Origin of the sequence: Streptomonospora litoralis (genome assembly GCF_004323735.1) — a bacterium.
Lineage (GTDB): Bacteria > Actinomycetota > Actinomycetes > Streptosporangiales > Streptosporangiaceae > Streptomonospora > Streptomonospora litoralis.
On sequence record NZ_CP036455.1, the window covers coordinates 1978665 to 2001397 of the forward strand.

General features: G+C 72.1%; 26 protein-coding genes. 20 read left to right on the forward strand and 6 right to left on the reverse strand.

Going from position 1 to position 22733, the window contains the following annotated elements; translation table 11 throughout:
• Positions 1–11: 11 nt before the first annotated feature.
• The 11 genes from EKD16_RS08535 (at position 12) to hypB (ending at position 8131) form a co-directional block, all read left to right on the forward strand.
• The gene (locus EKD16_RS08535) at positions 12–680 is read left to right on the forward strand and encodes a NifU family protein (RefSeq protein ID WP_131097896.1); all 669 of its coding nucleotides are present in this window, start codon (positions 12–14) and stop codon (positions 678–680) included.
• The gene (locus EKD16_RS08540; RefSeq protein WP_207391471.1) at positions 677–1408 is read left to right on the forward strand and encodes a DUF5947 family protein; all 732 of its coding nucleotides are present in this window, start codon (positions 677–679) and stop codon (positions 1406–1408) included. Before EKD16_RS08535 ends, EKD16_RS08540 begins: the two co-directional genes overlap by 4 nt.
• Entirely contained in the window at positions 1405–2052 is a 648-nt protein-coding gene (locus EKD16_RS08545; RefSeq protein ID WP_131097897.1) for a DUF6084 family protein, read from the forward strand. Before EKD16_RS08540 ends, EKD16_RS08545 begins: the two co-directional genes overlap by 4 nt.
• Complete coding sequence (locus tag EKD16_RS08550) at positions 2042–3535, forward strand: hypothetical protein (protein WP_131097898.1); 1494 nt, start codon at positions 2042–2044, stop codon at positions 3533–3535. Before EKD16_RS08545 ends, EKD16_RS08550 begins: the two co-directional genes overlap by 11 nt.
• Complete coding sequence (locus EKD16_RS08555; protein ID WP_131097899.1) at positions 3532–4038, forward strand: hydrogenase maturation protease; 507 nt, start codon at positions 3532–3534, stop codon at positions 4036–4038. Before EKD16_RS08550 ends, EKD16_RS08555 begins: the two co-directional genes overlap by 4 nt.
• Positions 4035–4142: a DUF6893 family small protein gene (locus EKD16_RS26590; RefSeq protein ID WP_394347322.1), complete on the forward strand. Its 108-nt coding sequence runs from the start codon at positions 4035–4037 to the stop codon at positions 4140–4142. Before EKD16_RS08555 ends, EKD16_RS26590 begins: the two co-directional genes overlap by 4 nt.
• 3 nt (positions 4143–4145) lie before the next feature.
• Positions 4146–4418 (forward strand): HypC/HybG/HupF family hydrogenase formation chaperone, encoded by a 273-nt coding sequence (locus EKD16_RS08560; RefSeq protein ID WP_131097900.1) that lies wholly within the window; start codon positions 4146–4148, stop codon positions 4416–4418.
• A gap of 38 nt (positions 4419–4456) precedes the next feature.
• Positions 4457–5584 carry a hydrogenase formation protein HypD gene (hypD, locus tag EKD16_RS08565; RefSeq protein ID WP_131097901.1) on the forward strand — a complete coding sequence of 376 codons (1128 nt, stop codon included), beginning with the start codon at positions 4457–4459 and terminating at the stop codon, positions 5582–5584.
• On the forward strand, positions 5581–6798 hold the full coding sequence (gene hypE, locus EKD16_RS08570; RefSeq protein ID WP_131097902.1) for a hydrogenase expression/formation protein HypE: 1218 nt from the start codon (positions 5581–5583) through the stop codon (positions 6796–6798). The genes hypD and hypE overlap by 4 nt, the downstream gene beginning before the upstream one ends.
• 102 nt (positions 6799–6900) lie before the next feature.
• Positions 6901–7230: a hydrogenase maturation nickel metallochaperone HypA/HybF gene (locus EKD16_RS08575; protein ID WP_131097903.1), complete on the forward strand. Its 330-nt coding sequence runs from the start codon at positions 6901–6903 to the stop codon at positions 7228–7230.
• A gap of 4 nt (positions 7231–7234) precedes the next feature.
• Positions 7235–8131: a hydrogenase nickel incorporation protein HypB gene (hypB, locus tag EKD16_RS08580; RefSeq protein WP_131097904.1), complete on the forward strand. Its 897-nt coding sequence runs from the start codon at positions 7235–7237 to the stop codon at positions 8129–8131.
• A gap of 98 nt (positions 8132–8229) precedes the next feature.
• Here the strand turns inward: hypB and EKD16_RS08585 are convergent, their stop codons facing one another.
• Positions 8230–8808 carry a helix-turn-helix domain-containing protein gene (locus EKD16_RS08585; protein WP_131097905.1) on the reverse strand — a complete coding sequence of 193 codons (579 nt, stop codon included), beginning with the start codon at positions 8806–8808 and terminating at the stop codon, positions 8230–8232.
• 101 nt (positions 8809–8909) lie between these two features.
• Here EKD16_RS08585 and EKD16_RS08590 point away from each other — a divergent pair, with 101 nt between their 5' ends.
• Together EKD16_RS08590 and EKD16_RS08595 are read left to right on the forward strand one after the other, a co-directional pair.
• On the forward strand, positions 8910–9560 hold the full coding sequence (locus EKD16_RS08590) for an SAM-dependent methyltransferase (protein WP_131097906.1): 651 nt from the start codon (positions 8910–8912) through the stop codon (positions 9558–9560).
• Positions 9561–9599: 39 nt separating this feature from the next.
• Complete coding sequence (locus EKD16_RS08595; protein ID WP_131097907.1) at positions 9600–10106, forward strand: DinB family protein; 507 nt, start codon at positions 9600–9602, stop codon at positions 10104–10106.
• Between the two features lie 252 nt (positions 10107–10358).
• Here the strand turns inward: EKD16_RS08595 and EKD16_RS08600 are convergent, their stop codons facing one another.
• Both EKD16_RS08600 and EKD16_RS08605 read right to left on the reverse strand, forming a co-directional pair.
• Positions 10359–13262 carry a glycoside hydrolase family 9 protein gene (locus EKD16_RS08600; protein ID WP_131097908.1) on the reverse strand — a complete coding sequence of 968 codons (2904 nt, stop codon included), beginning with the start codon at positions 13260–13262 and terminating at the stop codon, positions 10359–10361.
• Between the two features lie 324 nt (positions 13263–13586).
• Complete coding sequence (locus EKD16_RS08605) at positions 13587–14003, reverse strand: hypothetical protein (RefSeq protein WP_131097909.1); 417 nt, start codon at positions 14001–14003, stop codon at positions 13587–13589.
• Between the two features lie 88 nt (positions 14004–14091).
• On the opposite strand from EKD16_RS08605, the gene EKD16_RS08610 reads away from it, so the two are divergent.
• Together EKD16_RS08610 and EKD16_RS08615 are read left to right on the forward strand one after the other, a co-directional pair.
• Positions 14092–14436, forward strand: coding sequence for a PadR family transcriptional regulator (locus EKD16_RS08610; protein ID WP_131097910.1), 345 nt, complete (start codon positions 14092–14094; stop codon positions 14434–14436).
• Complete coding sequence (locus EKD16_RS08615) at positions 14433–15398, forward strand: hypothetical protein (protein WP_131097911.1); 966 nt, start codon at positions 14433–14435, stop codon at positions 15396–15398. The genes EKD16_RS08610 and EKD16_RS08615 overlap by 4 nt, the downstream gene beginning before the upstream one ends.
• Before the next feature lie 83 nt (positions 15399–15481).
• Here EKD16_RS08615 and EKD16_RS08620 read toward each other — a convergent pair whose 3' ends face one another.
• Positions 15482–16123, reverse strand: a complete 642-nt coding sequence (locus tag EKD16_RS08620; RefSeq protein WP_131097912.1) for a TetR/AcrR family transcriptional regulator — start codon at positions 16121–16123, stop codon at positions 15482–15484.
• 166 nt (positions 16124–16289) lie between these two features.
• Here EKD16_RS08620 and EKD16_RS08625 point away from each other — a divergent pair, with 166 nt between their 5' ends.
• The 5 genes from EKD16_RS08625 (at position 16290) to EKD16_RS25295 (ending at position 21973) form a co-directional block, all read left to right on the forward strand.
• Entirely contained in the window at positions 16290–17192 is a 903-nt protein-coding gene (locus EKD16_RS08625; protein ID WP_242677297.1) for an ABC transporter permease, read from the forward strand.
• On the forward strand, positions 17185–18072 hold the full coding sequence (locus EKD16_RS08630) for an ABC transporter ATP-binding protein (protein WP_394347323.1): 888 nt from the start codon (positions 17185–17187) through the stop codon (positions 18070–18072). Before EKD16_RS08625 ends, EKD16_RS08630 begins: the two co-directional genes overlap by 8 nt.
• Positions 18073–18672: 600 nt before the next feature.
• Entirely contained in the window at positions 18673–19620 is a 948-nt protein-coding gene (locus EKD16_RS08635; RefSeq protein WP_131097913.1) for an NADP-dependent oxidoreductase, read from the forward strand.
• Positions 19621–20916: 1296 nt separating this feature from the next.
• Complete coding sequence (locus EKD16_RS08640; protein WP_131097914.1) at positions 20917–21546, forward strand: TetR/AcrR family transcriptional regulator; 630 nt, start codon at positions 20917–20919, stop codon at positions 21544–21546.
• Between the two features lie 259 nt (positions 21547–21805).
• Positions 21806–21973 carry a hypothetical protein gene (locus tag EKD16_RS25295; protein WP_165498530.1) on the forward strand — a complete coding sequence of 56 codons (168 nt, stop codon included), beginning with the start codon at positions 21806–21808 and terminating at the stop codon, positions 21971–21973.
• Between the two features lie 107 nt (positions 21974–22080).
• Here EKD16_RS25295 and EKD16_RS26450 read toward each other — a convergent pair whose 3' ends face one another.
• Positions 22081–22533, reverse strand: coding sequence for an ATP-binding protein (locus EKD16_RS26450; protein WP_131097915.1), 453 nt, complete (start codon positions 22531–22533; stop codon positions 22081–22083).
• Positions 22534–22584: 51 nt separating this feature from the next.
• On the reverse strand, positions 22585–22713 hold the full coding sequence (locus tag EKD16_RS26345) for a hypothetical protein (protein WP_278248928.1): 129 nt from the start codon (positions 22711–22713) through the stop codon (positions 22585–22587).
• Positions 22714–22733: the final 20 nt, after the last annotated feature.

Consider the following 22733-nt stretch of genomic DNA (forward strand, 5'->3'; position numbering starts at 1 on the left):
AAAGGGATGTGATGGCCTCGGAAAGCCGGCTGGACCGGACGAGTGAACGCGTCGAGCAGCTGCTGGACGAGCTCGCCGACGCCGACCCGGCGGTGGGCGAGCGCGCCGAGGAGGCCGTGGGGCTGATCGTGCGCCTCTACGGCAGCGCGCTGGAGCGCATCGTCGGGCTCGCCGCGGAGGGGGCCGACGGCTCCGCAGAGCCGGGCGGCACCGGCGCGAAAGCCCCGCTGATGCGGCGGATGGCCGACGACGAACTGCTGCGCGGCCTGCTGGTGCTGCACGACCTCCACCCCGAGGACACCGCCACCCGGGTCGAGGAGGCGCTGGAACGCGTCCGGCCCTACCTGGGATCCCACGCCGGCGACGTGGAGCTGCTGGAGGTCGGCGAGAACGAGGTGCGGCTGCGGCTGCGCGGCAACTGCGAGGGTTGCCCGTCCTCGGCGGTGACCGTCAAGGAGTCCATCGAGCGCGTCATCGCCGAGGCCGCGCCCGAGATCGGCGAGATCCGGGTCGACGGCATGGACGAAGGCCCGGCCGAACCCGACCGGGGCGAGGCGGGCTTCGTTCCGCTGGACTCGGTGCGCCACCGCCCGCCCGAGCACGCCATGACCTGCACCGTCCCCGCCGATCTGGCGGCCGATGGCCCCGCGGCCGAGGCGGCGGCCGGAGAGCGGGCGTGAGCCGGGCCGCAGGGCCGGGCGCCGGGGCGGGGCTGCGCCGCTTCGTTCGCGAACCCGAGCGCCCGGCGCCGGGCGAGCACTGCGAGATGTGCGCGCAGCCGGTGGAGGAGACCCACTCCCACGTCGCCGACCTCGCCAAGCGCAGCGTGATGTGCGCCTGCCGCGGCTGCGCCCTGCTGTTCACCGAGCGGGGCGCGGCCGGCGGCCGCTACCTGACTGTGCCCACGCGCTACCTGCACGACCCCGACTTCACCGCGGCCGCCGGGGTGTTCGAGGAACTGCAGATCCCGGTGGGCATGGCGTTCTTTCTGTACAACTCCGAGCAGGAGCGCACCGTCGCCCTCTACCCCAGCCCCGCCGGCGCCACCGAGTCGCTGCTCCCGGTGGAGACCGCGGAGGCGGTGACGGGCTCCGGCGCCGCCATCGCGTTCACCGGCACCGAGGCCGCCGCCGACGTCGAGGCGGTGCTGGTGCGCCGCCGCGACGCAGCCGAGCAGGACGCCGGCGCCTACGAGGGGTTCCTGGTGCCCGTCGACACCTGCTACCGCCTGGTCGGCCTGGTCCGGTCCACCTGGAAGGGCTTCGACGGCGGGCAGGCGGCCCGGCGCGCTCTCGACGGCTTCTTCGCCGAATTGCGCGAGCGCAGCCGCCGCGTCGGCCCCGCCGATCCCGGTGCCGCGGCCGCCGCCTGCCGCGACGGCGCCACGGGCGAGGGGGCGAGCCGGTGAGCACACTCGAATTCACCTGCACGGGCGCCGACACGCGCCGCTTCGCCGCCGCACCCACCATCGACCTGCACACCCGCATCACCGACTCCTCGGGGAGCGGCGTCCACACCATCGTGCTGCAGTGCCTGGTGCGCATCCAGCCCCGCAGGCGCCGCTACTCCGACGCCGAAGCCGAGGGGCTGCGCGACGTGTTCGGCGAAACCGGCGAGTGGGCCCGCACCATGCAGGCCCTGACCCTCGCCAACACGTCGGTGATCGTGCCCGCCTTCACCGGCGCCACCGACGTCGACGTCCCGCTGCCGTGCAGCTACGACTTCGAGGTGGCCGCCGCCAAGTACCTGCACGCCCTGGGCGACGGCGACGTCCCGCTGCTCGTGCAGTTCAGCGGCACCGTCTTCCGCAAGGCACCGCAGGGCTTCACCGTCGAGCAGGTGCCCTGGGACCTGGAGGCCGAGCACCCGCTGCCGGTCGCCGTCTGGCGGCGCACCATGGACCACTACTTCCCCGCCGGCGGGTGGATCCGGGCGCACCGCGACACCGTCGACGCCCTGCAGTCGTTCAAGTCCCGCAACGCGCTGCCGACATGGGACGACGCGCTCATGCGGCTGCTGGACAAGGCCGGGGAGGCCCGCGATGACCTTTGACGCCGCCCGCCAGGTGGCCGACGCCGTGCTGCTGGAGGGCTACCTGCTGTACCCCTACCGCGCCTCCGCCGCCAAGAACCAGGTGCGCTGGCAGTTCGGGGTGCTGGCGCCCGAGGGGTCGGGCACCGCCGAACCCGCGGCCTCGACGACCGAGTGCCTGGTGGAGTCGGTCCGCGAAGGAGCGGCGCTCGACCTGCGGCTGCGGTTCCTGCGGGTGCGCACCCGATTGGGCCCCACCGGATCCGGCGCCGCAGACGCCGACGCCCCGGGGCACGGCGGCGCCGAGCCCGGATCCTCAGACGACGGCCCGGCCGACTGGGACGAGGGCGAGCTGCGCGAGATCGACGCCTCGGTCGCGCTCGGCGACACCCCCGGCCGGGTCGAGGTTCCCTTCGCCCTGGCCGCCGCGGAGCACACCGACGACGACGGCACGCGCTTTCGCGAGGAACGCCTCGACGGCGCGATCGTCGTCGAGACCGAACCGATCGACGGCCCCTACGGCCTGGTCAGAGTCCGCGTGCGGGTGGAGAACCGCACCGACTGGCCCGACCCCGACACGCCGCGCCCGGCCATGCTGCGCTCGTCGCTGGTCTCGGCGCACACCCTGCTGCACGTCGGCGGCGGCGCCTCGTTCGTCTCGCTGCTGGAACCCCCCGAGTGGGCGAGCGCGGCCGTCGCGGACTGCGAGAACACCCACACCTGGCCGGTGCTGGTCGGCGAGCCGGGCCGCCGCGACCTGATGCTCTCCTCGCCCATCATCCTCTACGACCACCCGCGGATCGCCGCGGAGAGTCCGGCCGACATGTGCGACGGCACCGAGATCGACGAAATCCTCACGCTGCGCACCATGGCGCTGACCGACGAGGAGAAGCGCGAGGCGCGCGCCACCGACCCGCGCGCCGCGCGCATAATCGACCACGCCGACACGCTGCCGCCCGAGCTGCTGGACCGGCTGCACGGCGCCATGCGCTACGTGGAGGATGCCGTCGGCTCCTCGGCCGCGCGCGCCGCCGCCCCGGGGGCGAACGGCGCACCCGCCGGGCCCACCGAACCCACCGCACTCGACGCGAACGGCGGGCCGGCCGGTTCCCCCGGCCCGCCCCCTTCGACCGATGCCGCCCGAGCCGCACCCGCCGACGCACCTCCGTTCGACCCACCCGACGCCCCGTGGTGGGACCCCGGCACCGACGCCGCGGTCTCGCCCGAGGCCGACGCCGTCGCCGTAGCGGGCGGAACCGCGGCCAAAGGCAGCCGGGTGCTGCTGCGTCCCGGCCGCCGCCGCGCCGACGCCCAGGACATGTTCCTGGCCGGGCGCCGCGCCGCGGTCGAAGGCGTCTACTTCGACGTCGACGGCGGCGAGTACCTGGCCGTGACCCTGGAGGACGACCTCGGCGCGGACCTGCACCAGTGGCACGGCCGGTACCTCTACTTCGCACCCGAGGAGGTCGAGTTGCTCGACCCGCGCACCCAGGACGCGCCATGAGCGGCAGGACCCTCGTCGCCGGTGTCGGCAACATCTTCCTCGGCGACGACGCGTTCGGTGTCGAGGTCGCCCGCCGACTGGCCGAAGAGCCGCTGCCCGAGGGGGTGCGCGTCGAGGACTTCGGTATCCGCGGCGTCCACCTCGCCTACGAGCTGCTCAACGGCTACGACGCGCTCATCCTTCTCGACGCCGCCCCGCGCGGCGGCGAAGCGGGCACGGTCTACGTCATCGACGCCGACCTGGACGCCGCCGCGACGCCGGAAGGGCCCCGCGGCGGCGCCCCGGTCGCACCGGGCGCTCTGCTGGACGCCCACGACCTCTCGCCCGACGCGGTACTGGCGCTGCTGAAGTCGCTGGGCGGCGAGGTCGGGCGCATCCACGTCGTGGGCTGCGAACCCGAACGCGTCACGGAGCACATGGGACTGAGCGCAGCCGTCGCGGGCGCGGTCGACGAGGCCGTGCGGGCGGTTCGCTCGCTGCTTACCCGGGAGGTACGGACATGAAGTGGTGGATGGTCGCCCTGGTCGTCGTGAGCCTGGGCATCGGTGCGCTGGTGCTCATGATGCTGCCCGACATCAAGCGCTACCTGAAGATTCGGAGGATGTAGCCCATGTGCCTGGGCATCCCCGGCGAGGTCGTCGAGCTGAACACCGAGCAGCCCGACCTGGCCAAGGTGAACGTCAGCGGGGTCAAGCGGGCCATCAACATCGGCCTGCTGGAAGGCGAGAGCGTCGAGCCCGGCGACTGGATCCTCATCCACGTGGGATTCGCACTGTCCAAGATCGACGAGGACGAGGCCGAGGCGGCGCTGAACTTCCTCAAAGGCATCGGCCAGGACTACGAGGACGAGCTCGACGCGCTGCGCCACTCCCAGATCGAGTGACAGGCGCGACGACGACAAGGCAGAAGGAGGCGCCGACGATGCGGTTCGTCGACGAGTACCGCGACGCCGACCAGGCGCAGGCGCTGGCGGCGAGGATCGCCGACCTGTGCGAGCCCGGTCGCCACTACAAGTTCATGGAGGTGTGCGGCGGGCACACGCACACGATCTACAAGCACGGCCTGGAGGACTACCTGCCCGACAACGTCGAGCTGGTGCACGGTCCGGGCTGCCCGGTGTGCGTGATTCCGATGGGGCGGGTGGACGACGCCATCCACATCGCCCAGCAGCCCGACGTGCTGATGACCTCCTTCGGCGACATGATGCGGGTGCCCGGCAGCACGCGCTCCTTCATCGACTCCAACGCCGACAACACCGACATCAAGATGGTGTACTCGCCGCTGGACGCGCTGAAGACCGCGAAGAACAACCCCGACAAGCACGTCGTCTTCATGGCGATCGGGTTCGAGACCACCGCCCCCTCGACCGCGATGACCCTGCTGCGTGCGGCCGCCGACGGCGTGCAGAACTTCTCCGTCTTCTGCAGCCACGTCACGGTGATCCCCGCTATCAAGGCGATCCTGGACTCCCCGGACCTGCGCCTGGACGGGTTCATCGGGCCCGGCCACGTCTCCACCGTCATCGGCTGCCGGCCCTACGGGTTCATCCCCGAGCAGTACGGCAAGCCGATGGTGGTGGCCGGGTTCGAGCCGCTGGACATCCTCCGCTCGATCCACATGCTGCTGCGGCAGCTCGCCGACGGCCGCTGCGAGATCGAGAACCAGTACAGCCGCGTGGTGCCCTGGAACGGCAACAGCACGGCCCTGCGCGCCATCGGCGACACCATGGAGCTGCGGCCCTACTTCGAATGGCGCGGGCTGGGCTTCATCTCGCAGTCGGCGCTGCGGGTGCGCGAGGAGTACGCCCGCTTCGACGCCGAGCGGATCTTCGACATGCCGGGGGTGCGGGTCGCCGACCCCAAGGCGTGCCAGTGCGGCGAGGTGCTCAAGGGCGTGCTCAAACCCTGGGAGTGCAAGGTCTTCGGCACCGCGTGCACCCCCGAGACGCCGATCGGCACGTGCATGGTCTCCTCCGAGGGGGCGTGCGCGGCCTACTACAACTACGGCCGCTTCGAGCGCGACCGCGTGAAGGAGGCGACCCGCGCATGAGCACCCCCCAGCGCTCGGCCGAGTGGGCCGAGCGGGCCGTGGCCGAGAACGCCGCCGCCGAGCAGGCCGAGCAAGTCGAGCAACCCGAGCAGGCCGCGGGCTCCGCGCACACCGGCGCCCAGCCGCACGCCGGCGCCCGCACCGGCGACCGCGAGCAGCGGGTGCTCGACCGCATCGACCGCGCCCGCCGGCGCAAGCCCAAGATCACCGACGAGCGCGTCACCCTGGCCCACGGCGCCGGCGGCAAGGCCACCGCGACGCTGATCCAGGCCATGTTCCTCGACGCCTTCCGCAACCCCGCCCTGGAGCGGCTGGACGACGCCGCCACCGTCTCCGCGGGCGGCGGCCGCCTGGCGATGACCACGGACTCCTTCGTCGTCTCCCCGCTGTCCTTTCCCGGCGGCGACATCGGCGACCTCGCCGTCAACGGCACCGTCAACGACATCTCGGCCTCCGGAGCCCGCCCGCTGTACCTCAGCGCCGGGTTCATCCTGGAGGAGGGGCTGGAGATGAGCGAGCTGGCACGCATCACCGAGTCCATGGCCCGCGCCGCCGAGAACGCGGGTGTGCAGATCGTCACCGGCGACACCAAGGTGGTCCAGCGCGGCAAGGGCGACGGCTGCTACATCAACACCGCCGGGGTCGGCGTCGTCGAGCACGGCGCGGTGCTGGGCCCCGACCAGGCGCGGCCGGGCGACGCCGTCATCGTCTCCGGGCCCATCGGCGACCACGGCGTCACCGTGATGCTCGCCCGCGGCGAACTCGACATCGAGTCCGACGTCGTCTCCGACACCGCGCCGCTGAACGGCCTCGTGGAGGCGCTGATGGGCGCCTGCAGCGGGGTGCGGTGCCTGCGCGACGCCACCCGCGGGGGAGTGGCGACCGTCCTCAACGAGATCGCCGCCGCCTCCGACACGGCCGTCGTCGTCGACGAGAAGCTGGTGCCGGTGCGCACGGAGGTGCGGGGGGCCGCCGAGATCCTGGGTATCGACCCGATGTACATGGCCTGCGAGGGCCGCCTGGTCGCGGTCGTCGACGGCGCGGAGGCCGACGCGGCGCTGGAGGCGATGCGGGCCCACCCCATGGGGCGCGACGCGCAGCTCGTCGGCACGGTCAAGGACGACCCGCCGTCGCTGGTGCTGCTGAAGACCGAGTTCGGTGGCACCCGGATCGTCGACGTGATGATCGGCGATCCGCTGCCGCGGATCTGCTGAGGCCGCCCGGCCCCTGCAGCCCTTGATGCAGGATCCGAAGCACCGTCCGGGCAGTGAGCGACGCGCGGCCGGCCCGGCGGGAGGCCGGCGGAGGAGAAGCACATGCACGAGATGGCGATCACGCAGAGCGTGGTCGAAACCGTCTGCGAGCGGCTGGAGGGCGCTCCGGCGCGCGCGCTCACCCTGGAGATCGGCAGGCTCTCCGGTGTCGTCCCCGACGCCGTGCGGTTCTGCTTCGACATGGCCGCCGACGGCACCGCGCTGGCCGGTGCCCGGCTCGACATCACCGAGCCGGACGGCCGGGCCCGCTGCCGCGCTTGCACGAACGAATTCCGACTCGACGACCTGATCGCGCTGTGCGGCTGCGGCAGCGCCGACGTGGAGATCACGGGCGGCCAGGAGCTGCGCATCCGGTCAGTGGAGGTGCTGTAACGATATGTGTGCCACCTGCGGGTGCTCCGACCCCGCCGGCCCCCGCCTCACCGAGGTGCACCCGGGCGCGTCCGAGCACGGCCACGAGCACGCCCACGAGCACGAGCACGCCCATGGGCACGAGCACGCCCATGGGCACGGGCACGGGCACGGCGGCCTTCGGCATCGGCACGGCGACGAATCCGGCCATGGGCGTCCTGCCCGGTCCGCACCGTCGGCCGATTCCGGCGCCGACGAGCAGACCGTGGTCCTCGAAGAGCAGGTGCTCGCCAAGAACGACCGGCTCGCCGAACGCAACCGCGCCTGGCTCGACGAGCGCGGCATCCTCGCCGTCAACCTGATGAGTTCGCCCGGTTCGGGCAAGACGACCCTGCTGGAGCGCACCGTCCGCGAGCTCGGCCCCGATGTGCCCGTCTCGGTGATCGAGGGCGATCAGGAGACCCTCATCGACGCCGAGCGCCTGCGGGCGACCGGGTGCGCCGCGGTGCAGATCAACACCGGAGCCGGCTGCCACCTGGACGCGGCGATGCTGGAGTCCGGCCTGCACCGGCTCGACCCCGCGCCCGCCTCGGCGGTCTTCGTGGAGAACGTGGGCAACCTCGTCTGCCCGGCGCTGTTCGACCTCGGCGAATCCTGCCGGGTGGTGATCTGCTCGGTCACCGAGGGCGCCGACAAACCGCTGAAGTACCCGCACATGTTCCGCGCCGCCGACCTCATCCTGGTCAACAAGGCCGACCTGCTCCCGCACCTGGACTTCGACGCGGACTTTTTCACCGACTGCGTCCGCCGGGTCAATCCGGGTGCCGATCTGCTCTGGATCTCCGCCGCACGCGGCGAGGGCCTGGACACCTGGTACACCTGGCTCCACAAGCGCATGCCCGATCCCGCGGTGACGAGCTGACCGCGCCGCCCGCCCGCCCGGCCGGCCGTCGGCGCCGTCCCACGCGAGCCGAAACCGTCTGCTCGTCGGGCGCCGCCGGCACGGCGGTGCGTCCACGTTCAGTCGCGCCGCGGCTGGACGTGGACGCGCTCGCCCTGCGTCCCGAACAGGATGAGTAGCTCGACCACCCGCCCGTCGGCGGTTCCCAGCCAGTGCGGCAGCGTGGTGTCGAACTCGGCGGCCTCACCCGGACCGAGAACGAGGTCCCGCTCGCCGAGCACGAGTCGCAGCCGCCCGTTGAGGACGTAGAGCCACTCGTAGCCGCTGTGGGTCTTCAGGCTCGGTACCGCCGGTGCCTTGCGGCCGGGAATGATCATCTTGTACGCCTGCACACCGCCCGGTCGGCGCGAGAGCGGGATGAACGTCATGCCGTAGCGGCGGATCGGGTGCAGATGGATCCGCGGGTCGCCGGTGTGCGGGGCGCCGACGAGGTCGTCCAGGGGGACGTCGTAGGCGCGTGCCAGCGGCAGGAGCAGTTCCAGGTTCGCCCGCCGCCGGCCGCTCTCCAGGCGGGACAGGGTGCTCTCCGAGATGCCGGTCTTCGCCGCGACCTCGGCCAGGGTGCTGCCGCGCTGTCGGCGCAGGGCACGCAGCCGTGGCCCGACCACGTCCAGCACGCCCTCGATCTCCTCGCTCATAGCGTCCATTCTTGCCGCTCCGGCAAGATTTCGTGCAATGCGTGTGTCTCCAGGCGAGGATGGTCGGCGTATCCGACCACCGGCACACGGGGGAGACCACAATGGGCGCGGACATCGCCGACACCGCATCGGGCGCCGAGGCCGCCCGCTTCTGGGACGAGCAGTACCGCGTCCCCAGGCCGGCCCAGACCGACCGGGCGAATCCACTGCTGGCCGAAATCGCAGCGGGCCTCACCCCGGGCACCGCCCTGGACCTGGGCTGCGGGGCCGGCGGTGACGCGCTCTGGCTGGCCGGCCGCGGGTGGCGGGTCACCGCCGTCGACATCTCCGCCAACGCGGTCCGGCGCCTCACCGAGCACGCCCGTGCGCGCGGCCTGCGGACTTCGGTGACGGCGGAGCGCGTCGACCTGGCCGAGGACTTCCCCGCGGGCGGCTTCGACCTGGTGTCCGCCCAGTACCTGCACACACCGTTCGCGCTGCCGCGGTACCGGGTGCTGCGCACGGCCGCGCACGCGCTGCGGCCCGGCGGGCGGCTCGTGGTCGTCGATCACGGATCCACGGCGCCCTGGTCCTGGAACCAGGACCCGGAGACCCACTACCCCACTCCGCACGAGGTGGCGGCCGAGCTGGACCTCGACTGGGCCCGGTGGCCGATCGAGCGCGCCGACATGCCCCGGCGCCGCGCGAGGGGGCCGGGCGGCCGGTCCGCGACCGTCGTCGACAACGTGCTGGTCGTCCGCCGAACCGCCTGACTCGGCCCCACCACCGGCCTTGGCACCGAGAGGACACCCATGCCACCGACGCACCGATCCGCCGAGCGCCGCCCCGACGCCGGCCCGCCGAAGACCGGCCCGGCAGAGAAGGAGGTACTGGTCGGCTTCCTCGACTACCTGCGGGCCTCGGTGGCCGCCAAGGCCCAGGGAGTCCCGGAGCCGCAGATCCGCACGCCCGGAGTGGCGTCGGGCACGAACCTGCTCGGCCTCGTCAAACACCTCACCCATGTGGAACGCCACTGGCTGCTCGGCCAACCGGTCACCGACTGGAAGGCCACCTTCCACCCCGAACCGGAGGAAAGCGCCGACGACATCCTGCGCGCCTACCGCGAGACCACGCGGCGCGCGAACGAGGTGGTCGCCGCCTGCCCCGATCCCGGCGCGGACGGACCGCGACCGGGTGCCAGGCCCGGCCCGGCGCCGTCGCTGCGCTGGACCCTGACCCACATGATCGAGGAGACCGGGCGCCACGCCGGGCACGCCGACATCCTGCGCGAACTGATCGACGGCTCCACCGGCCGCTGACGGGCGCCGGCCGGTGGGGGCTCCGTGGCCGGGAGGGACCCCGCGTGTCCGTCGGCGAGCAGGGGGCTGAACGTGCGGGTGTGACGGGATTCGGCGGCGTGGCGCGGAATTCCCGCCGCTATCACCGCCGCAGGCACGAAACGGCGGCCGGGGGCCGTGTGGCTCCCCGGCCGCCGCCGGTTCGCGGCCGGTCACCGCGCTCGGACGGTGACCGGTGCGGCCGACCGCCGTCTCAGGCGGCCGGTGGGTCGGTTAGCTGCACACCTCGCCGTTGACGGTGAACTCCTCCGGTGCGGGGTTGCTGCCCTGCCAGTTGCCGTTGAACCCGGCGTTGACCGAGGAGCCCGGCGCGATGTCGGAGTTCCAGGAGTTGCCCGAGGCCGTGACGGCGCTCCCGTCCTGGGACCACTGTGCGCTCCAGCCGTGGGTGAGCTGCTGCCCCTCGGTGAACTCGAAGGCCAGCTCCCAGTCCCGGATCGGGGAGTCGCCGGTGTTGGTGATCGCCACCGACGCGGTGAACCCGCCGTTCCACTGGCTGGTGCTGTATTCGACCTCGCACGTCGCACCGCCGCCGTTGCCGTCGGCCTCGGTGGTGAACGAGGTGCTCGGGCCGGCGTCGGACTCGTTGCCCGCGCCGTCGCGGGCGACGACGTGGTAGGTGTACTCGGTCTCGGGCTCCAGGCCGGTCAGCTCGAACGAAGTGCCGCTCGCGGAACCGACCTTCCAGAAGCCGTCGCTCTGCTCCCGGTAGACGTCGTAGCCGTCCACTCCGCTGCCGCCCTCGTCGGTCGACGCCTCCCAGGTCAGGGTGGCGCCCGAGGCGGTGACCTCCGAGACCTCCGGCTTGCCGGGGGCCGTGGGGGCCGTCTCGTCCTCCGGCGGCGGTTCGTCGCCGGCCGTCTGGTCGGCGACGAACGACGCGACGATCGACAGCGGCGCGTTCCAGTTGATGGTCAGCTCGTTGGTGGCCCAGGACTCGATGTGGTCGATGTAGCAGAACTGGGGAGCGCAGCCCTCCAGCTTGTCCTGCGCGATCGGGTCCCAGGTGCTGCTCTGGGCGTTGGGGCCGCCCGCCAGCGTGCCCGCGGGCGGGTTGGGCAGATCCGGGTCGAGCTGGTTGGCGTACCACCGGCTGTGCTGGTTGCGGGCGTCGTTCTCGCCGTAGCCGGTGACGTAGGACTGGCCCAGGGCGTTTCGGCCCAGGATGTAGTCCATGCCCTCCAGCACGCCGTCGCGGTAGGCGGCGTCGCCGGTGAGGTCGAAGGCCGTGGCCATGACCACCATGTTGTTCAGCACCTGGCTGTTGGAGCCCCACACGAACACGTTGTCCTCGGGTGCGTAGGGCAGTCCGAAGGCGTGGTCGTTGAGCGTGTTCAGGTACTGGTCGGCGCCCGCGACGACGGTGTCGACGATGCGGTCGCGGTCGCCCAGCTCGTTGGGGATCGTCGCCAGGTTCATCCGGGCCAGCGGCGCCACGGAGCCCCAGCTCGCGCCGGCGGCGGTGAAGACGTCCTCGGTGTGCTGCTCCGAGCCGGTCACGGCGTCCTCGTAGGCTTGCTCACCGGTGGTGATGAACAGCTCGGCCGCGGCCCAGTAGAACTCGTCGGAGACGTTGTCGTCGCTGTAGGCGCCGCCTCCCGTGCCGTTGTCGGCGGGGGCGAGCATGTCCGGGTTGGCCTGCGCCGCGTCCCATGCCTTCTCGGCGGCCGCGAGGCACCGGTCGGCGAAGTCGGGGGCGTAGGACTCGAACACCCGGGCGCACTGCGCGCCGGTGGCGGCGAGGTTGAGCGTGGCCGCCGTGGAGGGCGGCTGCAGGTAGCGCGGCTGCGGGTCCTCGGCCGGCATCAGCGGCAGGCCCGTCCACTCCGCGTCGTGGATCTTGTGGTGCGCCATCCCGGCGAGCTCCTCGCCCTCGGGCACCTGCATGCTCATCAGGAAGTCCATCTCCCAGCGCGCCTCGTCCAGCACGTCGGGGACGTCGTTGCCCTGCTCGGGGATGGACAGCGAGCCGTCGTCGAGCTTGCCCGGGCTGGCGGTGTCGGCGTAGGTGGTGCGCTCCCACACGCTCATCACCTGGGAGGCGGAGATGCCGCCGTTGACCACGTACTTGCCGTGGTCGCCGGCGTCGTACCAGCCGCCGGAGACGTCCAGCTCGTAGCCGCACGGGTCGAAGTCCGGGTCGCACGGCACGCTCAGGTCGCCCTGGTTGGGCTCCACCCCGATGTGGCCGGCCGCGCGCCCGTAGCCCGGCATCAGCGAGTCGTCGATCTCGATGCCGCTGCGCTGCGGGTAGTACAGCGACAGCGCGTCGGTCCGCAGGTCGCGGTAGGCGCTACCGGAGATGTCGAAGGGGTGGCTGGTGTCCTCGCCGACAGTCAGCGTGTAGCCGCTGCCTTCGGTGGTGTAGTCGCTGAAGTCGATGGAGTGGACGTTGAGCCCCGAGCTCTGGTCGGTCCCCTCCGGCGTGGTCTGCCCCTCGGCGACGGCCTCGCCGCCGGCGTTGTTCAGCGTCCACGGCTGGGCCTCGGTGGCGTCCGTGACCAGCGTGGCGTTCTTCGGGCCGTCGGGCAGGTAGCCGACCTGGTTGACCTTGACCGGGGGACCGGTGTCGGGGTTGTATTCCGGCGGCTCGACACCGCCCTGCAGCGACACGTCGTCCAGGCAGAACGTCCACGCCTCGGCGGAGCCGCCGAGCTGGAAGGCCAGCTGGGCGTCCTCCATCGAGGTGTCCGCGGTGAAGACGTAGCTGAAGGTCTGCTCCTCGGCCGAGAGCGTCGGGCGCTCCGACAGGAACGTGGTGTAGGGCTCGGCGGGCTCCTGGACCAGGGCGCGGATGCCGACCTCGGCGGTGGCGGTGGCGGTGAAGGTGAGCTCGTAGGACTCGCCCGAGGTGAGGGCGACGTCGTCCTGGCCCACGATGGCGTCCCAGGCGTTGGTCGTCTCGCCGGGGACCTCGGCGCACAGCCGACCGTCGGTGACCTCTGCCGGGGTGTTCTCGGTGTTCCACCAGCCGGTCTTGCCGTCGTCGAACCCGCCGTTGGTCACCTGCTCGGCGGCCTGGGCGGCGGGCACGCCGGCCAGCATGGACACTGCGAGCGCGGAGGCGGCCGTGACCGCCCCCGCAGCGAACCTGCTGCGGGATGGGGATGGGCTCATGAGAGTCCTCGCGGTAGGGGGATGCGAACGGGTGGGGGATGTTTTGGGGACTCGCCGGTTTCGAGTTGTCGTGCCTCTGTAGGGTCGCGTGTGGGAGCGCTCCCACACGTAGCGGAATCGTGACAGTGCGACAGTGCGTGTGTCAATGGCCACACTCGCTACGGCGGGTGGGGTGTCGCAGTCGAAGCGGTTCGCCCGCGCGGCGGCGCTTGCGCGGTGAACTCGTGTTCCGGGCGGGGGAGGAGGATTCAGTAACGAACCGGTCTCAACCAGCGGGGCTGTCAGCGCGGTACAGCGGCGGCGAGCGAGGCGGCCGCGGGCGGCTCAGTCCAGCACGTAGCGGCCGGTGTGCTCGTCCCACGGCAGATCGGTGCCGTCGATGTGCACCCGCCACACGGCGCCGGAGAGGCGGCGGCGCAGTTCGGCGAGTGCTTCGGCGAAGTGGTGCACCTGAACGAAGCAGTGTTCCAGGCCGCAGGCGCCGTGGCTCAGCTTGCTGGACCCCGCGAGGACCTCTCCGGGCTCCAGGGGCGGCTTGTAGAAGTGCAGTCCTTCGCTGAGGTATGCGGGATCGTCCAACTCGGGCGGCACCTCGCCGTCGGCGTGCCAGTCGGGCAGCCGTTCGCGCAGGTCATCGGCAAGCGCGCGGTTGCAGCGCGTGGCGATCTCGTCGACCGTCGCCTGTTCCTCGCCGGTCAGTGCGCGCTCGCGCTCCGCGCTGTAGTAGATGCTCACGCCCATGCCCGCCATTGTGGTCGCTCCCTACGACAGTGGGCGCCGCGCTGCCATCCGCATTGCATACTTCGTCTGCCGATATATAGTGGCCGGCGTGACGAAGAGAACTCCGCGGATGAGCGAACCCACGTACTTCATCCTCGCCGCGCTGCTGGGCGGGCCGCTGCACGGCTACGGGATCATCAAACGCGCCGAGGAGCAGTCCGGCGGGCGGGTGCGCCCGGCGGTGGGCACCCTCTACGGCGCGCTGGACCGCCTGGCGTCCGAGGGGCTGATCGAGGTGGACCGCGAGGAGACGGTCGAGGGACGGCCGCGGCGCTACTTCCGCATCACCGGCGACGGGCGCGAGGCGGTCACCGCCGAGGCGCGGCGCATGCGGCAGGCGGCGGCCGTCGTCATCGGCGCGCCGAGCGTGCCGGGCGGGACGGCGACCGCATGAGCGCCGGACGAGACGGCGACCTGCGCGGCGCCGAAACCACCGACCGCACCCGCCTGGAGCGCCGCTACGAACTGCTGCTGCGCAGCTACCCGGCGCGCTACCGCGCCGCCCACGGCGCCGAGATCGTCGGCACCCTGCTGGAGGCCTCCGAATCCCGTCGGCGCTTGCCCGCGCCCCGCGAGGCGTTCGGCCTGGTGCGCGGCGGGTTGGCCGCCCGCGCCCGTGCGGCGGGCGATCGGCCGGGACCGTGGTGGCTCGACGGCCTGCACCTGGGGGTCTTCCTGCTCGCCCTGGCCAACCTGGTGTCCGCCGTGCGGGGCTTCAACGGCATCGGCGACGCCTGGTGGCTGGCCTGCTCGGCGGGGACGGCGATCGCGCTGCTGCGGGGGCGCCCGCTGGTCGCGGCGCCCTTCGCCGCCCTGCTCTGCTACCAGGTGTACCGGCCCTATGTTCGCTTGCCCGAAGTCGTCAACGACCTGATTCCCTACTCCGGACCGACATACGCCATCACGGTGCAGTGGCAGCCGTCGCTGCCGTTCTGGGTGCTGGCGTCCGGGGTGGCCGTCCTGCTGCTGGCGGCGGCCGCGAGCCCCGGCCGGTTGCGCCCCCGCTCGGGCTGGTGGCTGGCGCCGCTGGTGCCGGCGCTGGCCTACGGTGCAGCGTCGGACGCACTACTGGTGGACCCTGCTGCGGCCACTCAGGTGTGGGTGGGCATAACCGCGGCTGCCGTCGGCGCGCTCCTGCTGGCGGGAATCCGGGTCGCGGCGGCCACGCGCGATCCGCGCTGGGCGCTGGCCGCCGCCGTCTCCGTGCTGCCCGACCAGTTCGCCGCCTTCGAGCACCTTCCCGCTCCGGTGCTCTCCGGCTACCTGGCCGCCCTGTGCGGGCTCGTCGTGATGATGGCCGCCGCCGGCGCACCGGGGCGCGTGCCCGGCGCCGGCGATGCGGGCCGAGCCTGGTAGGCGGGTGACCCGTTCTGCAGGCCGCCGACCCGGTCCGCCGGGGCGGCGGCCTTCGATTCGTGTGCGGGCGGCGGGTGCGGCGGTCAGTCCGCCGGGCGCTCCGCGGGCCCGTGCGCGCGGATCAGGGCGGCCGTGGCGCCCTCGGCGAGGCGGTCGAGGTAGTCGTCGGACACCGGGCTGCGGGTTACGGCCACGCGCCAGTACAGGGGACCGAAAACCATGTCGAACGCCAGTTCGGCGTCGGTGTCGGCCGGCAGGTCGCCCCGCTCCACCGCGTTCTTGACCATCACCGCGCTGAGTCCCTGCTGGGTCTCCCGCAGCGCGTTCTCCAGAGTTTCGGCTATGTCGGGGTTTCGTGCAGCCTCGGCCAGAAGGTCGGGTACGATCTGCGAAGCCAGCGGGTGCCGCATCGCCTGGGCGCCCGCGTCGAGCAGTTCGCGTATGTCGCCGCTGAGTGTCCCGGTGTCGGGCACCGGCATCACCTTCACCGCGGCCGTCGAGACCACGTCGACGACCATTTGCAGCTTGGAACTCCAGCGGCGGTAGATTGCTGTTTTGCCGACGCCCGCCCGTCTGGCCACGGCCTCGATGGACAGGCGCCCGTACCCGTGCTTCGCCAGCTCGGTGAAGACGGCCGCCTGGATAGCCAGCGTGACATCCTGCTGCAGAACAGCGGCTCCCGCGGGGGCGCGGCGCGCCTGCCGGGGTTTCTCCGCATCGGACACACGGCCATCCTATCGTAGGGACGAAACGGTTGCGTTCTGTCCTAATCGGTTCTACGCTAGCGGAACGACGATACGGTTGCGTTCCGACGCAAGACCGCAGGTGAGCACCGGCCGGGAGTAACGGCGCGTCCCGTAGTTGCTGAAAGAACCCGAAGAGAGCAGAAGCGTGGCACTAGACGGAGTCACCAGAGATCGGCCGGAACCCGACGCCGCGGAGATGGCGTCCAGGTACGGCCTGTCGGTAAGCGGGGCCCGGCCCGGCCTGCCGGAGTACCTCCGCCGGCTGTGGGAGCACCGGTACTTCATCGGGGAGTTCGCCAAGGCACGCTCCTCGACGAAGTACACCCGCGCGCGGCTCGGCGCGTTCTGGTTCGTCCTGACCCCGCTGCTGAACGCAGCGGTCTACTACCTGATTTTCGGTCTGCTGCTGGGCACCAGCCGAGGTGTCGAGGACTTCATCTCCTTCCTGGTGATCGGCGTCTTCATCTTCACCTTCACCCGCAACACGGTGACCAGCGGCGTGAAGGCGGTCTACGGCGAGCGCGGCCTGATCCGGGCGCTGCACTTCCCGCGCGCCGTGCTGCCGATCACCCAGGTCACCATCCAGCTCCGGCAGATGGTGATCTCCATGGTGGTGCTGATGGTGATCGTCGCCGCGCGGGGCAACCTGCCCGACTGGGAATGGCTGCTGATGGTGCCCGTACTGGCGCTGCAGCTGATGTTCAACACCGGGCTCGCGCTATGGGCCGCCCGGCTCGGCAGCAAGGCGTCCGACGCCGCGCAGTGGCTGCCGTTCGTGCTGCGCGCCTGGATGTACGGTTCGGGTGTGCTCTACAGCGTCGAGCGTTTCACCCAGGGCGCGCCCGAGTGGGTGGGCGTCCTGCTCAACGTGCAGCCGGCCGCCGTCTACATCGACTTCATGCGCTACGCGCTGATGAGCACCGACAACTTCGGCGCCGAGAATCTGCCGCCCTACGCCTGGCTGATCGCCCTGGGCTGGGCGCTGCTCGCGCTGATCGCGGGGTTCGTCTACTTCTACCGGGCCGAGGAGGAGTACGGCCGTGACTGACGTGTCCGAGGAAACCCAGCAGCAGACCGCTGCGCACGAGGAGCAGCCGCCCACGGTCATCGTGGACGACCTGCACGTCGTCTACCGGCTGCGCGGCTCCGGCCAGGGCAAGGGCGGTGGCAAAGGCGGCCGCGCCGGCAAGGCCGAGCTGCGCGCGCAGGCGGCGGCGAGCCGGCAGGAGCGCCAGGACGGCGGCGGGCGCGCCTCGCGTGCGCTCAAGCGCCTCCGCGGCCAGCAGAGCAAGGGCGGCCGCCAGGTGCACGCCATCAAGGGCGTGAGCTTCACCGCCTACCGGGGCGAGGCGATCGGGGTCATCGGTTCCAACGGCTCCGGCAAGTCCACCATCCTGCGGGCCATCGCCGGGTTGATGCCGCCCGAGAGCGGCCGCGTCTTCACCCAGGGGCAACCCTCCCTCCTGGGAGTCAACGCCGCGCTGATGAACGACCTCAGCGGCGAGCGCAACGTCATCCTCGGCTGCCTGGCGATGGGCATGACGCCCGATGAGGCCTACGCCAAGCGCGAGGAGATCATCAAGTTCTCCGGGATCAACGAGAAGGGCGACTTCAGCTCCCTGCCGATGCGCGCCTACTCCTCCGGGATGGCAGCCCGGCTGCGCTTCGCCATCGCCTCGGCCAAGAACCACGACGTGCTGATGATCGACGAGGCGCTGGCCACCGGCGACCGCAAATTCCGCAAGCGCTCCGAGGCTCGGATCCGCGACCTGCGCGAGGAGGCGGGCACGGTCTTCCTCGTCAGCCACAGCAACAAGTCCATCAAGGACACCTGCGACCGGGTGCTGTGGCTGGAGAGCGGCAGCCTGGTCATGGACGGGCCCACCGACGAGGTGCTGGAGGCCTACGAGGAGTTCATGAGCCGCTGAGGGTGCGCGGCTCGGGGCGTGCTCCGAGCCGCGCGGTTCCGGCTCTTCGGTGCTCTTGGTCCGAACGCGGGGGGCGCTCTCGTCCGCGGCGCGGCCGGGCATACCTGTTGTGCCCGGCCTCGCGCAGCATGTTGCGGCGAGTGGCTCGCGCGACGCGCGAGGCGCACGGTCGGGAGTACTCCTTGTGATTCGTTGTTTACATAAACAATCTCAGGGCGTAGTCTCTTTCACACATTTGAAAGCGCTTTCAAGGCGGGCTCGACAGAGTCTTCCGCCCGCGGCCGACCCGGCCGCATGCGCCCGGAGCCGACTCCGCCGATCCCCTCCGGCGGGTGGCCCCGGCCGTTGCGCACCGGGCCGCCGCGTACGGATCAAGCGCCGGACCGCCGCCGGGCGGTCGCGGTCCGGCGGGATGGGGAAGCGCTCGCCAGCGCTGGGTCGCCGCGGCGGGTCACGCATCGCCTCTCGTGCCTCCAGGCGGTGCACGCACCCGCTGCGGCGGCCGCTGGGCGAGGGGGCCGGGCCGCGGTAGCGCCGCCTGTGCGATTCCACGGGCGCGCGCTCGGAATCACCCGCGCTCGCCGGGGTAGAGGCGGCGGTATGCGAGTAATCGGAGTATCCGAACCCGGCGGTCCCGAGGCACTGCGCGAGTTCGACATCGACGAGCGCCACGCGGGCCCCGGCGAGGTGCGCATCCGCGTGCGCGCGGCCGCGGTCAACCCCACCGACACCGCCGCCCGCAGCGGTGCCTACGCCTCCCGGCAAGCCGACGTGTCCCCGCCCCACGTGCCGGGCATGGACGCCGCCGGCGACATCGACGAGGTCGGTCCCGGCACCACGACCGACCTCGCAGTCGGTGACGCGGTGATGGCCGTCGTCGTGCCGAGCGGATCGCACGGCGCCTACAGCGAACAGCTCGTCGTGTCAGTGGAGTCGGTGGTGCCCGTCCCCGTCGGCGCCGACTATGCCGAGGCGGCGACGCTGCCCATGAACGGGCTGACCGCCCGGATGGCGCTGGACGCCATGGCACTGGAACCCGGGCAGACCCTGGCCGTGACCGGAGCGGCCGGCGCCTTCGGCGGCTACATGATCCAGCTGGCCAAGGCCGAGGGCCTGCGGGTGATCGCCGACGCAGCGGCCGACGACGAGCAGCTGGTGCGCGACCTCGGCGCCGACGTCGTGGTCCCGCGCGGCGACGACGTCGCCGACCGCATCCGAGAGGCCGAGCCCGGCGGCGTGGACGCGCTGGCCGACGGCGCGGTGCAGAACGAGCTGGTCAGCCCCGCCGTGCGGGACGGCGGCCAGATGGCCACCGTCCGCGGGTTCAAGGGCGACGACGCGGCGAAGGAGCGCGGCGTCGTCTTCCACCCGGTCCTCGTCATGCACTACAACCGCGAACAGGCCAAACTCGACGCCCTCCGCAAACAGGCCGAGGCGGGCGTGCTGACCCTGCGCGTGGCGCGCACCTTCCCCGCCGACCATGCGGCCGAGGCGCACCGCCTCTTCGAGTCCGGGGGAGTGCGCGGGCGGCTGATCCTGGAGTTCTAGCGCCGCGGGGCGCGGGAGCCCGGTCTCGCCGGTGGCCCTGGGAAAACGGAGCGCCGGGGCGGGCCGGCGCGGCTCGGGTCTGCTGGGCGGTCTTGTCGGTCTGCCGGGAAGCGGGTCGCCTGACGGGGAACGACGGGCGCCGAGGACGGCGCCGGGTCGGGCCCGCGCTCAACGGGTCGAGTGCTCGCCGGTGGCGGTTGCGGCGGGGCGGCGTTGGGCCGCCGCGGGCCGGTCGGCGCATCCAACGCGCGGTTTTCACCGGATTCCGGCCGCTGTCCGGTCGAGACCCTGCAATAGGTGGCACCGGCCCCATCGAGTCTGTCTGTGGGGTTAGATTCGGCGCCGAATCTAACCCCACAGACAGACTCGGCGCGGCTGTTCTCGACGATCTTGTACTTATGGTCACGGAAAGCGTTTTCCCGTGGCCATAAGAGCAAGATCGTCGCCGGGTGAACCGGACATACCGGCGCCGGTTCGCCGGCGTGGTGCCGCCGTGTTGCGGCCGGGCCCGTACCGGCAGGGGGCCGCGCGGCGGGGCGCGGTCGCGGCCACCGGGAGCTCCGCATCAGGCCCGCCCGGTCGTCGGGCGACGGCCCCCGGGGCTCGCCCACCCGCAGCCGGGGCCGGTGACCGCCGCCCCGACGACCGCAGGCGTCATCCCACGCCGCCCTCGCTGCCCCGTCGCGCCCGCGCCACCGGCGAGCACCCGACCCGTCGACCGCAGGCGCCACCCCGCGGTGCCCTCGCCGCCTCGCCGCCTCGCCGGCCGCCGCCACCGGCGAGCACCCGACCCGGCAACCGCGGGCCCCGCCATCCCACGCCGCCCTCGGCGCCGCTTTTCCCTAAGACCACCCGTCGCCCGGCAGACCAACAAGGCCCCACAGCAGACCCGAGCCGCCCGCCGCCGACTGAGCTTCCCACGTTTGTCCTTCCAAGTCTGGTCTGCTCGCTGGCAGACCGAGGAAGGAAGTTGGTATGGCAGCACCGAGGAAATACCCCATTGAGCTGCGCGAGCGCGCGGCGCGGTGACCGCGGGCCCGGCCATCCACCGCTGTCGCCGCTGCCTTCTGCTCAGGTCCCCCGGGACCCGGCAGACCAACAAGGCCCAACAAGGCCGCACAGCAGACGGGCGTTCTTAAACACGGCTTAGCTGAATAGCCGATTCGGCTGCCCCGGTTCGTGCGCCTGCGCGTCCGGGCGGGCCGAAACCGGATGAGCCGCGGGATTGTGTCCCGCCGCCACCGCCACCTGCGTCCTGCGGAGACCGCGTCCGACCGGGTATGGGATTCTGGGCGCATGCCACGCCCATCGCCCACCAGGGAGGCGCCGCGCCGCGGGCGGCCCGGGTACGACCAGGAGACCGTCCTGCGGCACGCCATCGACCTGTTCAACCGCCGCGGCTACGACGGCACGAGCGTGGGCGACCTGGCGCGTGAGCTGGGCCTGACCAAGTCGGCCATCTACCACCACTTCCCGAGCAAGTCCTACCTGCTGCAGGCGGCGCTGACCGAGGCCCTGGACGCGCTGGAGGAGGTCGTCGACACCGCCGCGACCGCGGGTGAGGACTCCGGGCCGAGCGCGTACGCGCGTCTGGAGTCGGTACTGCGCCAGGCCGTGGGGGTCCTCGTCGAGCACCTGCCCGCGGTGACGCTGCTGCTGCGGGTGCACGGCAACAGCGACGTCGAACTCGACGCTCTGCGCCGCCGCCGCGAGATCGACGCCAAACTCGCCGCCCTCGTCCGCGCCGCCGCCGACGAGGGCTCGCTGCGCGCCGACATACCACCGGAACTCACCAGCCGCCTGCTGTTCGGCATGGTCAACTCCCTGGTCGAGTGGTATCGCCCGGAAGGCCGCTACGACGCGGCGGGCGTCGCCGACGCGGTCATCCGGATCGCCTTCGAGGGTTTGGCGCTGCGCGGGGAATAGTCCGGAAGGGGCAGAAGGTCCCGAGAGTCCGCGGACATCCGGCCGGTGCGTGGTCACGGCGCACGGCCCGCGCTACGATGCTCGGAGCAAATACCTTATGCACGGGCATATGCGCATGATCTTGCACGTGCATCTGCGTGCATCTTGAGGGCTTCAGATGCCGGAGATGTGGCCGGGTCAAGCGCTTGAACAGCAATAAGACGTGCCATGCGGCGGTCGCTTTCACGTGCCGCAGGGAGACCGCACCGGAAGGAAACGCATGTCCGAATTCCAGCCCCCCATGCCCCCCATGCCCAAAGCCGCGCCGAGGTCGCCGCTCTTCCTGTGGGGCGGCGGCTTCGCCGTCGCCGCCCTCGCCGTCCTCGCGGTCGTCCTGCTGCGCAACGGCCGGCCGACACCCCACCGGGGCCGACACCGCCGGGAGTAGCCGGTCTGCCGGGATGGAGCGAGTGCCGCCGTCCGCCGCCGCGCGGGGGTGGCCGGACGCGGCGGCGGGCGGGTCCTCGCCGGCGTGGTGCGACCGGTGCGCGACGCCTACATGCGGGCGTCACCGCCGTCTGCACGCCTGGGTGGGGCGAACGGATCGCCGCTCTCGTAGCTCCTGCCGGGCCGGCGGCGGGGGAGCGGGATGATGGGTTCCGACCAGAACAACCGGAAGTAGGTACCGCGACCCCAGCAGCGGGGCCCCCACGCGTCGGCGAACGCGGCGACGAGCGCCAGGCCGCGCCCGGACTCGTCGTCGGGACCGGCCGAGCGCTGCATGGGGACCTGGCCCTCCAGCGGCCCGTCGTCCGCCACCTCCACGCGCATCGCTCCGGCGGCCAGGCACAGCCGGACGTGGTAGCTGCCGCCGTCGCCGCTGCGGGAGTGCGCTGAGCGCGTTGGTGGCCAGCTCGGAGAGCAGCAGCACGGCGGTCGCGCGGGTGTCGTCGGGGATGTGGGGGCGGTCGACCGGCTTGAGTAGCCCGTCCAGCCAGCCGCGGGCATCGGCTACGCTCTCGGGCTTGCCGGGGAAGGAGGCGCTGAACATGTCCATGGTCACCGCACCTCCCAGGGGAGGCGGGGCAGCCCGGACAGCTCGGGGAGCTGGAAGCGGAGCAGCGCCGACATGCGGAACACATAGGGGCGGATTCGGGCGGATCGCCGCCGGTGGCTAATCTTGGGCATCAAGTCCTCACCTGGTCTGT